Below are 11331 nucleotides of genomic sequence, written 5' to 3' on the forward strand. Positions count from 1 at the left end.
GGGCTATGCGCTGTCGCTGGAGGCGGGACAGCAGCTTGATCTGGGCACGCGGCTGACGGTGACCCCGCAATCCCAGCTGAGCCTGTCGTCAGTGACGTTCAGTGACTTCACGAGTGAGGCGCACCGGGAGGCGGTCGCGCTGAGCGATGCGACCAGCCAGCAGCTGCGGCTTGGGCTTGAGGTCGCGGCGCAGGAGCGTGGGGAGAGTGGCCTCTATGGCATTGTGAACCTGTACCATGAGTTTGGCGCGGGCAGTGAGGTGGAGGTGGCGGGAACGTCGCTGACGACAGAGCGTGAACCCTGGACGCTTGGGGCTGGTCTTGGCGGTAGCTATGCCCTGACCGAGCGTGTGGATCTGTTTGGCGACGTTGCCTATGCCACCGGGCTCAGCAATGCGGGCGACACCAGCGCCCTCAGCGCAAATGCTGGCCTCAAAATGAGACTTTGAGGGGACAGCGAGAGAGGCACTGTATGTGATGGCGCGCCGAGGTCAATCGAAGGCGGCGCAACCCTTCGGAAGTAGGTGAGCTAAGTGAGGTTGCCGACAAATCCTGTGAGGAGACGGAATACGCGCACTTAAAATCCGTAACAGCAATTTACTCCACTAACGTAGCCACTTATCTTGTCATTATCAGGGAGTGCTATACGGTTCTAGAGTTCCAATTGGTATTGTGCCCATGCATGTGTCTTGCCGCAAGGCTCAAGAGCCAACCAATGGGCACCGCCGGCTCTTTTGTTTGCCCAGTCCTCAGGGCCCGATCTACGAGCAGCCAGATGTCCTCGAAGGTCCGGTCCGTCGCCTCAATCAATTCGGTGCATTTGTTCAGAATCGCGCTGCCTCCTGGCTTGGATGCGAGATGGTCGATGGACCGACAGGCGCCCCGGAGGGACGCGACCGCGCTTCATTAAGCGAGCGCAGGCTTTCTTGGTCTTTTGCTGATGGCTTTTGTGTGTATCGTTGCCAAAAGATCGGCTCTGACTAGCCTTTGCCATGGCCAAGACCACACGCCACGCATCTGCGGGGTCAAGGCCGACAAGGCGCGCGTTCTCCGGGACATGGCGCAGCTCCTCGCAGATGTGGCAATGGAGTGTTAGTACAGTTAGATCCATCTGAGCTGCGTGGAATGCGCATTTCGCCGATCTCAAGAGCCGCCAAACATGGGCACGCCATAGCGGCCCGGTGAGGGAAGGAGTAGGTCCTTCACCTTCTGGCCCGCTGAAACAGCGGGGAGGTCTTGTGCTAAGGTCGCAATCCGACCAGGATCTTCGTTCTGCATCACACTTGTATGCCCAGTTTACATGGTTGATTGATCGACGTTGATCTCGCTTGAATCCTGAATGCGTAGGTGGTGGGTGGAGACTTGATGCTGTTGCCGCGCCGACACTTTTGAAGATTTGTTGTTTGAGTTTTGCTATCTCATTACCCACAAATACGCCCAGTCAATTCGTTTGGTATCCAGCACTAGAGTCAGATCGCTTCATTTTAAGTCCGATCCACCAGATGCGGGGACTGAACACGTAGACCTACGGTGGCAACTTGCATGGGGTGGCTCCTCTCAATCGCAGATTCTGACAACTGCATTATAGCCCATTGCGACGGCGGGGGGGCGGGCGCCATCCACCCCATCTGATTAGACCGCTTTGACAAAGTGAACGTCTGACAGGCGCGGGCCTCACTATAGCTGATGCCTATTCAAATATAGGACTTCAGTATTTCCCAGTACGGCGACTTGGTTCCAATGTTGGAAAAGGATCGAACTGACTGGACGAGCTTGCGGGCAATCAACCCTCGAAGACTAAAGCTTCGGAAAGCAACGCCAAGTTTTCGCTCGTTGCCAGTGATTTCAGGATTCACACGAAACCAATGTCGACAGCTCAATAGACTGAATTGGATAAAGAAATGACCGCTATGAACAATGCACCCGTTTTGACAGTCTTATTGCCCAATCAATCTTCAGCGGAAGATGAGGCTGTGAGTTTTGCCCTGCCAGCGAATGCGTTCACAGATCCGGATGGCGATGCGCTGACCTTGAGTGCGACGCTGGTTGGTGGTGCGGCGCTGCCGGGCTGGTTGGCGTTTGATGCGGTTTCGGGGAGCTTCTCGGGCACACCGCCCCAGGACTTCCATGGCACATTGAGCGTACAGGTGACAGCCAGTGACGGTTCTCTATTGGCAAGTAGTTCCTTCACGCTTGATATCACACCTGTCAACGATGCGCCCGTCGCGGTCGATGATGTTGCGCAGAGTTCCACACCGATCACAGAAGATGTTGTGACGTTGATCGATACCGCCACGCTTCTTGGCAATGACAGTGATATCGAGGGAGATGCGCTCACGGTGACAGGTGTTTCGGCCACGAGCACATATGGGGCCGCCCTGACGCTGAACACCGACGGGACCATCAGCTATGATCCCACCGGCGCAGACGCTGTTCAGGCTCTGGCAGAGGGCCAGACCCTGACGGATACCTTCACCTACACCATCGCTGACGGCAATGGCGGTGAGAGCACCGCAAGTGTTTCAATCCTTGTACACGGAAAAGACGAAGCGCTGATGATCGTTGGCACCACTGGCGGCGACATCCTGTATGGCTGCGCTGGCAACGACTACCTTAGGGGCGACGCTGGCAATGACATCCTGTATGGCTTGGATGGCGATGACATCCTGTATGGCGACGACGGCAATGACATCCTGTATGGCGGCGCTGGCAATGATGAATTTGTTTTTGGAAACAATTTCTCGGGAAACAGTTTTGGAAACGATACGATAAAAGACTTTGAAGACGGCATTGACCTAATCAGTTTCTATAACATCGCAGGTATGTCCTACTCTGATTTGACCATTATACGGATCGGTTCGGATACGGCAGTTTCTGTATCCGGACACGGAACCATTACTTTATGCAACTTCAGTGTTACGAACCTGACTGAAGCCGACTTTCTCTTCTGAGATAGGTCGGCTCCTCTCAAAAGCGGGCTTGGACACCTTCGCTGTGGCACATTGCGAAGCCGGTTGGAGCAACGGCCATCCACCCCAATCAGCTTGGTGCCAAACTCGTGAAAGATGCTAGGCAAGCTGTCAAGTTAATCCAAAGGAATATGGTCCGGTCCAGCGAGACCCAACAGTCGTGGCTCAATCGTGGAGACTGAGAGGGCAGAGGCCTTGCCATCACCAGCAGCGAGACATTCGTACTTCCGCGATGCATCAGCCATCGCGTCCGAAACCACAGGCCCAGCCTCTGCCGCCCGATGGTATGAAGGTCTCCCGGCCCGCGCCGCCGCACAAGCAACCCGATATGCCCTTTGCCGCATGCTGAAGGCGTTGCTACACTTGGAGCATGGTCACCTGAAATTGGACAAAACCACAGCCGAGCAGCGTTGCAGATCTAACTCTGGCCCAAGAGGTCAGGTTCAACGGATGAGCACCGTCGTTCTAACTGGATCTCAAAGCTATTGCCCGCCAACAGCATCCGGTCGAACAGTTCAACCATCAAACACAGGAGGAGTTTTTTTACATAACTCGTCCATTTGTACAGTCAGTGTAGTCGGCTTCATTTAAACCCCGGTTTCGAGCAAAGCCTTCAGACCATCGGCTACTATTTGTGGTTAGACGATGCGGCACGGTATCTATGGCTTTCAAACGACCAATCAAGATTTCCCTGTATCCAGAACTTCAACCCTTCGATGTAGGACTGCAGGTCAATATTAATCTCCGTAGAGAACTGTGGCACTTTACCTATCAAAGCTTCAAAACGTTCCATTTCAGTTTCGTACATGACGACTGCTTTGTCGGTTGCCTCTTGCAGGCTGATTTGGTGCTCATTGCTCAGAGCAATAACTAGATTATGCACGTCTCCGTTTTTTACTTCCTTTTCCAAAGACACAATATCATTACTCCAACAAACAAGATTGTTTGTGCATCGACTTAGATCGCTAATGACCGGGTGATGAAGTACACTCTCAGGTAAGTTCAGTTGCCCAACGAACTCAATAATAGTTAAGCAGGGGTATACAGCGCCTGAATCAAGCCGCTTAAGCAGGTACGTCTTGGTGTCCGGAACCGTGCCTGCTTTACGGTTTGATGCCTCCCAAATACATGCCAAAAAATAATCATCGTGCTGTTGCGTCAGTCGCTCCAGCCAGCTTGGATCCACTTTCGGTCGGATGCGTGCCCATAGATCATGCCAGGCTTGGAGCATTTGACTACCTTCCTGTGCCCGGGTACCTCTCATAATATCCAGAAGAAGGGGGCGATATTCAGTTAGGCGTTTCGCTCCGCGTCCCTGCTCTGCTTCATCGTTCTGATCGTCAAATAAGAATATCCAACTGACCCAATCAGAAATCCACTGCAAGTCAACACGAGAAGCATTTGGGTAACAGCGTGCCATGCAGCGTGTCCACCCTTGCAGCCTAACTCGATCCTCCTCGCCTTTACTGCAAATAATGCGGTAACGAACCAGCCAGTTTATAGTGCCATCTTGAACTGGCTTTCCGAAAGGGTTCAGAGTTGAGGGGTAAGGGCTCGTTAAGACGGGGTGGCTTATTAGCATTTCTCCACTCACTTTTTCAGTTCAGGTATTCGACTTAATTGTGTCGGTGTCTATTGACCGAGATCTGTTGAAGGCTGGCAATTATTCCCACATACGAGTTGAGGAATTTCACTATATCCTTCAATGAGCTGGAATCCGTTTAACCTAGTATCGTCGTTCTAGTGCCCAGCTTCATATCGTCGCATTGGTTCGCGGCAGCGCACCAAATACGCGATTGCATTTTTTTTGCCGATCGAAAGGCGTACGCCTTCGGGTATAGTACGAGCCGATGCATACTGCTGCTATTGGCAGATTGCGAAAGTTAGCGTTGTGCGAATGAGAACTATGGCAACGAAATCGAGGTATCTCCTTTCAATGTAGAAGTAGATATCGAAGTTCAAAATCGTGTATGCAGCGATGCGAGTATGGCGCTCCGTATTATCGCCAAGTAAATAAACCGCGATTTGATCACTGTAAAAACCAAATAGATTGGGCAAGAAGGGCGGATTGGAAGTAAAAATGGTAAATGCTGTCAATGAGTTTCGACGTATATTCGCTAGTTGTGTCTCGTGCCAACTAAAAACAGAATCATCAGAATTCGACACTGGTAACAATAATTGTAAAAAAGGCACTCCGAATATGGTGCTTATACTCATAGTTACACCTAATTTGTATTTTCACTGGTAACAAAGGATGGTGGTTTCCGGAGATATGTGCAGTAACGAGTACTTGTTTCATTGTGCAATTTGTTTTCTCTGCGTGCTGCAGGGTAGAATTGGGTGTAGTGTATTGTCTGACGTCGGCGCTCATGGACCCAAATACGGTTCGTTGCTAAGAGAGGGTTTGTTACTCGTCAGTAGCCACTGAGGAGTGGATGATGAGAAAGGCAACGAAAAGCCCTGGCGAGACGATCGTCAAAGATATTAAGCGTGCCACAAGTATGTATTATTCATCTGGTGAGAAGATCAGGATCGTGCTGGATGGGCCGCGTGGTGAGGACAGCATCGCTGAGTTGTGTCGCCGTGAAGGAATATCACAGGGCCTCTCCTACAATTGGTCAAAGCACTTCGTGGAGACCGACAAGAGGCGGCCTGCTGGGGATACAGCGCGCGCCGCTAACACTGATGAGTTCAAAGCACTGCTTCGCGAGGCGAAGGATCTGAAGGATTGGCACAATTGGCCCGGATCGGCTGGTTTATGGCCGTTCACGTCCGCAGTTTAGATGCGGGTCGCCTTCGTACAATCATTGGGGCGCGGGATCGCTTTGTGCGTCTCATAATGGAGATTGAGACGCATATGCGAGGGACCCCGAAGACATTTACCATTCGTCTGACCGCAATCGGCTATGGGCGGCAGCGACAGCAGTTCAGTGACAGCTGTCATTTGCGCGGCAAACCAAGCGGTTCAAGGGCGCGTGATCCATTTGTCCCTCCCTTGGCCGTGGTTTCTCTGCAAGCGGTGCCTTGACCCAATCAAATTCGCGGCTCCCTGATAGCTACTGAGCGTTTACATTTTCCACGGGTAGTCGTTTCATCTAAGGGTCATTGACCGATATACTACTCAGTAGTATAAGTATCGAAAGGGAGAATACCTATGTCTGTCAAAGCTTCAGTTTCGATCTCAGAGCAGCAAGACGCGTATGTGCGTGACCTGGTCAACCAGGGCCGGTTTTCCAGCATGAGCGCTGTAGTGCAACAGGGACTTGATCTGCTGCGCAAGCAGGAGGAGATGGAATTGCTTGAGACGGCTGCCCTTAAGGTTTTGCTCGAAGAGCGCAAGGACGGTCAGTTTTTGTCGAGTACAAATTTTGCTCGGCAAACAGATGATATGATCAAGCGAAAAAGGCAGGATCTTGGCCTGGATGGTTGAGATTGCAGCTGACGCTGAGCAAGATCTCTCTCTGATATTCGACCATCTGTTTGCGACGTACGTGAATCTTGGGGAGCCAGATGAAACCGCCTTTGTGCATGCTGCAGCACGTGTTCGCAGTATTCAGGAGAGCGTTGGCATGCTTGCCTCAAATCCGTTTCGTGGCACCATGCGGGAAAGCTATGGTCCGGACGTTCGGAACATAACCATCGACCGTGCTGTGATTTGGTTTGAACTCGATGGGCAAAAGGAGACCGTAAGGGTCTTGGCGTACTTTTTTGGTGGCCAAGATCATACGCGCCATATGCTGCGCAGACTTCTTGAGCGATAGTTGGGGCCTGACAATATCGCTTTCCCGAAGGCGGTCGCCCATTTGAGAACTTTTCATCTTATGGTGTAAGACATCTCATTAACCGAGATCTGATACGGGGTTACATGGGCTGGGCCGCCGTGTTCTTGGTGTTCGTTACTATCGCCGCGCACCTCAAGCGGCGGACATATCTAGCACGCGTTCAACTCACACTCGGCTTTATCTTTGACGGTGATCTTTTGACCGTCGCGCTGGTTGAACATGCCATCACGAAAGTCACCCGTCTCTTCAATGCCATCATCAACGATACCATCGCTGAACTCTTGTAAATTGTCCGTCGCCCGAGAGCCAATGAGGTTGTGATCGATTGTATCAACCAAAGCAAATCCCGCCACTCCAGAAACTGATCGTCATCAGATTGGCCTGACGGCAAGTGCGTCTTGGAACGTGCTTGCCGTTTGAGAGCATCACGCCCCAAGGAGGCCGAGTTTTGCTCAGCCCCAACGGCAAGTGTCTACGCCGCCATTAAAAGGGCAATAGTTGAGCACATCACTCTCTACAATTGACTTGTGATACTTCGCTTCTTGTGGTGGCGTATACGCACTTGAGGAAGCGTTCGAAGCCAGAGCCTTAGTGTAAATGGGCGCTTTGCAAGGGCTTCATGCCTACCACCATTCGACGGGAACAAATTCTAGATCCCACATACTTGGATAATTGATCCTATAGCCTTACAAAGCATCTAATCCGATAGGCGACATTTCTTGATTTGTGTCTACCTGTTCAGGGCGATGACTTTAAGAGTTAAGCACTCAAAGAATGCCCATTCCTTCACCAATATCAGGTTTTGCGCCAAGCAGGTCTCTGTTGCAGCACCCAACTTTAGACTCACCCAGCGGGTAAGATGACGCAGTATTGTGGTTGTGACGAAGTGGAGCTCTTCGTATCTTGCTCCGTCGACACCGCGAGTTTCCTTGATCCGGAGTATCAATTGCGCAGGGTGAGTATTCCTGCCTGTATTCCTTGGGTGACAATTTGAACTCCCTTCGGAATGCACGCGTGAAAGACTGCCTGCCAGCGAAGCCAACGCTATGCGAAAGCGCCTCAATATTAGTACCCTCGCCTGCTCTGATGAATTGAGCCGCTTTCCTCAGTCTTGTTTTTTGGATTAACTCATGAGGTGAAATCATCGACTGACAGAGCCGATATAGTGTTGCCCGAGACATGCCAGTTGCTACAGCGAGGTTTTCGGGCGTCAGACTCTGTTCATTATAGTTCTGCTCAATGTAGTTAAGCACTACGCTCAGTTTGGATTGACTTGATATCTCTGTGCTGTCCAAATCGCGAAGTATATGAAAACGTAATGTATCAATGCTGAACTGACGTAGATGGTTGAGCATTTTTGTCGCCTCTGCATCAGTCGCAAACTCAAGTTCGCGAAAAATACATAGTACCAACTGACGTAATGTATTGGATAACGAGCTACTCTGAATAATAATTCCATTTCTATCATGTATAAAAGGAAGTTCGCTTAAAACATCAGTGCGATCCAATACTACATTCAAGCTCTGAAACCCAGATAGGTCAGAATAGAAGGGCTGCCGAAAGTCGATAATTCGCAGATCTTGCGGTCCAGCTACACTAGTATTGTTTCCAAAAATAGCAACACTGTCCGTTCCAGTCGTACGATAGTGTAACGACAATCGATCCGACATCGCAAGCGCCATCGATTTCTTTGTTACACGAACTTCAAGTGGATTCCAGAGAGTTACACTCTCCAATGCAATACTTGGAGCACTATAGCGTCGTACTCTAAACTCAAACGGCGACCTTGTTGGTTCACGTCGCTCTACGAGCATACCAGATATAGGTGCAATTTCTGCACGCAAAAACTCAAACTGTTCTGAAGGTCGCAACGCGGTTGAATCCAGAGTAAACGAATTCACAAGTCTTCCGCGCGCCATTTTCAAGTGTCTTTCCGCAGTTCCAAGCGTCTGAGATCATATGAAAACCTATGATTGTAAAAAGCACCAGCTGCTCCCTCCTACTATCACAGAAGTGAGCAACGTTTTGCACTGGAAACAGAAGGCAGAGCGAAAACCTGCCGATGTGACATTTGGATGCAAAGCCCAAGTAACGCCAACCCGGACGCTTGAGCGATGTAAGATGTGGTGCAGCGACATGTGGAGGTCTTTGCATCTGCTTCTGTTCAGAATTGCGCGCTAAGGATATCGGATGTTCTCAGAGACCCTTAACACTGATGACGCCTCGTTGGGTTCTTAGGCTGATCCTTGTGGTTCTTGCGAGAGCGGCATGAAGGCGGTGGAGCGCTCCGCTTGATGTGGGGTTGGTTGCTTCACGGATTGGTGATGATCCCTGCTTTGCAGCAATGCAGCCTACCAAAAGCTGTAGTCGCTACGATTGCGCAAAGCCTTTGAGTGATTGTCGGTCCGCGGCAGAGGTGCGAACCGCACGAAGTTGGCACGTCTCCGAGCAGAAGAGCTGCTGCGGCAACGACGGCGTAGCGATAGACGTAAGCGGTACCGGCACGGCAGCCGCTCAATCATTCAGCCTAGGCTACCCTGTTCAAGCCGCGTCAGGAGTACCGACTTCTATGACGACACGCAGTAGCCCTGTTTATTGCCCATCCTGCTCCGGCGCGTTAGCCTGTTGCCAACATGTTGCGGTTCAATGTGCAGCGTCATATGCTTGGCTGCCTGAACAACTTGTGGACTTGCACAAGTGCTCAAGCAGCGTTGGAGAGCTGCTATTCGGGGCGACATGGTTGCTCGCGGCGTGGTCATGCGCCTCCTTAGGGCTGAAGCCATATAGTTCCTTAAACTGCCGACTGAACAGCGACATGTTGGTGAACCCATATTGGTATGCAACTGTGCTGACAAATCTAAGATCTGCATGGTCGGACAACGCCTTGTAGCAGGCTTGAAGCCGGGCAGTCTTGATGTACTTGGCAACGCCGCCGTGCCCATCAAACGTATTGTAGAGCGTGCGGCGGGACACACCGAGCGACCTGCAAATATAATCTACGTTGAGTTCCGGTTGCCCCAAGTTCTTACGGATGAATTCCCGGGCAATCGTGAGCCTGGTGGCATTCAAAGCCGGTGTGGCGTTGTAAAGATTATCTGCTGTTGGTTCCAGCGACGCTGCGAGGAGATTTGAAAAAGACCTTGAGAGAGTCTGTTTCTGATCTTCGGAAATCCTGTGCGTTTCACTTACAAGAGTAGAGATAAACGTTCTAAGTAACCCTGTCAGGGGACCATTGAGTACCGAGCGATTGGCCTCATCCAGAGATGTCGCCATCCAAGAGAATTTCTCACGGCTAAGCCCGACAGATACAAAACCTCTTCCTTGCCAATATGATTTCCACGGTTCTGCGTAGGATACGAGCATTAAGCTATTTGTATTGGCTTTTACTGAGAGATCATCGTATTCATTGCAAAAGTAACCACTCCGGACGAGCCAGATCGCCCAATTATCAAAATCGGATTTCCTGACTAGTTCATTCGATCTTTCGCTATTGGTTTTTTCAGATTCCCAGTCAATGATATCTATCCCGTCGAGATCGAAAGCTGAATACTTAGCGCGAAACCCATTACCGACGGAGTGAGGTTTCTTGAGTTCGCAAATTGGAGCTACCGCTTGTGAAATTGCTTCAAACTGATGCTTGGGTTCAAGATCGAGCGTTGAATACTCGATTGGTGCCATTGAAGTAGGTTTGTTTTCCATCGGGTCCAAAGGAGACTTTCAATCGTGCAGTGGAGGTGTTTCTTGCTTCGGTGGTGTTCGCTGGCTTTTTGGCGGTGTTGCATTTGCGTACAGTTGTAAAACCTGAGTGCTCGACTTCATCGAACGCACCGCGTGTTCTGTCGAGGGCGGATGTAGTGGGAGATCTACCCGATCTACCCGGTTCGAAAAGCTTACGACTTACGCTCCAAGTGTTATGCCTCTTGAGAACAAGACATGAACTGGTCCTTGGGTTAGTTAGCCAGAACAGCTGTTGACAATTAAGTTGGATTGTGGAGCGCACCTGCTCAAAAGTGTCACCATGGGTCTCAAATGAAATCTAGGCCATGTCGGCAACAAGCTAGTTCAGAACTCGGCGGATGTTTTATCCGTGACGCTCAGCCTGCATGACGTATGCCCCGCCTTGTTTTGCATTAAATCTTGTCGCGTCATGGCTTTTTGCGCAGATGTATTATCTTTGAAGTTAAAGGAGTTCTAGGCGCCTTTCTAAGGGTGGGATAAACAGTGCATAGGATTGATGGGATCGCTGAAGTGGCTGTATCTCGCTATGGTAGCCTTCGGTGAGCTGGCTATCTTGATTGCTAGCTGGTCTGTGTTGGGTAAACGAAAGCCTGGCAGGCCCAGGCTTCCCATAGCTGTTGTCTATTCAAATATAGGATTGGAGTATTTCCCAATGCGGTAAGCGGGTTCTAGTGTTCGGGTATGAAACGAATGGTTCGCCCACCACATGCTTGATAGAAAAGCCCGAAATATCCGCAATAGATTCAATATGTTACTTGCGCTTGTGGTGAAGCTGCCGTATCATCAGCTCATCAGCTCATCAGCTCATCAGCTCATCAGCTCATCAGCTCATCAGCTCATCAG

At 50.6% G+C, this 11331-nt stretch carries 8 protein-coding genes and 1 pseudogene; 6 read left to right on the forward strand and 3 right to left on the reverse strand.

Going from position 1 to position 11331, the window contains the following annotated elements:
- Both SLH47_RS25735 and SLH47_RS25740 read left to right on the forward strand, forming a co-directional pair.
- Nucleotides 1–448: autotransporter outer membrane beta-barrel domain-containing protein (locus SLH47_RS25735; protein WP_320243945.1), on the forward strand; the 448-nt coding region annotated here is incomplete at its 5' end.
- Nucleotides 449–1900: 1452 nt separating this feature from the next.
- Complete coding sequence (locus tag SLH47_RS25740) at nucleotides 1901–2950, forward strand: Ig-like domain-containing protein (RefSeq protein ID WP_320243948.1); 1050 nt, start codon at nucleotides 1901–1903, stop codon at nucleotides 2948–2950.
- A 646-nt stretch (nucleotides 2951–3596) separates the two neighbouring features.
- Here the strand turns inward: SLH47_RS25740 and SLH47_RS25745 are convergent.
- Nucleotides 3597–4388 (reverse strand): terpene synthase family protein, encoded by a 792-nt coding sequence (locus SLH47_RS25745; protein ID WP_320243950.1) that lies wholly within the window; start codon nucleotides 4386–4388, stop codon nucleotides 3597–3599.
- Between the two features lie 1015 nt (nucleotides 4389–5403).
- On the opposite strand from SLH47_RS25745, the pseudogene SLH47_RS25750 reads away from it, so the two are divergent.
- From SLH47_RS25750 to SLH47_RS25765, 4 genes and pseudogenes are all read left to right on the forward strand, one after another.
- Nucleotides 5404–5697 (forward strand): annotated as a pseudogene (locus SLH47_RS25750) (transposase); the annotation flags it as partial.
- A 425-nt stretch (nucleotides 5698–6122) separates the two neighbouring features.
- Nucleotides 6123–6398, forward strand: a complete 276-nt coding sequence (locus SLH47_RS25755; RefSeq protein WP_320243952.1) for a type II toxin-antitoxin system ParD family antitoxin — start codon at nucleotides 6123–6125, stop codon at nucleotides 6396–6398.
- The gene (locus SLH47_RS25760; protein ID WP_320243953.1) at nucleotides 6391–6729 is read left to right on the forward strand and encodes a type II toxin-antitoxin system RelE/ParE family toxin; all 339 of its coding nucleotides are present in this window, start codon (nucleotides 6391–6393) and stop codon (nucleotides 6727–6729) included. The genes SLH47_RS25755 and SLH47_RS25760 overlap by 8 nt, the downstream gene beginning before the upstream one ends.
- Nucleotides 6730–6833: 104 nt before the next feature.
- On the forward strand, nucleotides 6834–7037 hold the full coding sequence (locus SLH47_RS25765; RefSeq protein WP_320243955.1) for a hypothetical protein: 204 nt from the start codon (nucleotides 6834–6836) through the stop codon (nucleotides 7035–7037).
- 480 nt (nucleotides 7038–7517) lie between these two features.
- Here SLH47_RS25765 and SLH47_RS25770 read toward each other — a convergent pair whose 3' ends face one another.
- On the reverse strand, nucleotides 7518–8669 hold the full coding sequence (locus SLH47_RS25770) for an AraC family transcriptional regulator (RefSeq protein WP_320243959.1): 1152 nt from the start codon (nucleotides 8667–8669) through the stop codon (nucleotides 7518–7520).
- A gap of 724 nt (nucleotides 8670–9393) precedes the next feature.
- Nucleotides 9394–10449 (reverse strand): helix-turn-helix domain-containing protein, encoded by a 1056-nt coding sequence (locus SLH47_RS25775; RefSeq protein WP_320243957.1) that lies wholly within the window; start codon nucleotides 10447–10449, stop codon nucleotides 9394–9396.
- Nucleotides 10450–11331: the final 882 nt, after the last annotated feature.

The sequence above is a fragment of the Cognatiyoonia sp. IB215182 genome (assembly GCF_033963905.1).
In the GTDB taxonomy this organism is placed as follows: Bacteria; Pseudomonadota; Alphaproteobacteria; order Rhodobacterales; family Rhodobacteraceae; genus Yoonia.

Bases quoted from the DNA above. Each gene is read 5' to 3' on its own strand.
- SLH47_RS25740 (WP_320243948.1), top strand. From the start codon at position 1,901: ATGACCGCTATGAACAATGCACCCGTTTTGACAGTCTTATTGCCCAAT.
- SLH47_RS25745 (WP_320243950.1), bottom strand. From the start codon at position 4,388: ATGGCACGCTGTTACCCAAATGCTTCTCGTGTTGACTTGCAGTGGATT.
- SLH47_RS25755 (WP_320243952.1), top strand. From the start codon at position 6,123: ATGTCTGTCAAAGCTTCAGTTTCGATCTCAGAGCAGCAAGACGCGTAT.
- SLH47_RS25760 (WP_320243953.1), top strand. From the start codon at position 6,391: ATGGTTGAGATTGCAGCTGACGCTGAGCAAGATCTCTCTCTGATATTC.
- SLH47_RS25765 (WP_320243955.1), top strand. From the start codon at position 6,834: ATGGGCTGGGCCGCCGTGTTCTTGGTGTTCGTTACTATCGCCGCGCAC.
- SLH47_RS25770 (WP_320243959.1), bottom strand. From the start codon at position 8,669: ATGGCGCGCGGAAGACTTGTGAATTCGTTTACTCTGGATTCAACCGCG.
- SLH47_RS25775 (WP_320243957.1), bottom strand. From the start codon at position 10,449: ATGGAAAACAAACCTACTTCAATGGCACCAATCGAGTATTCAACGCTC.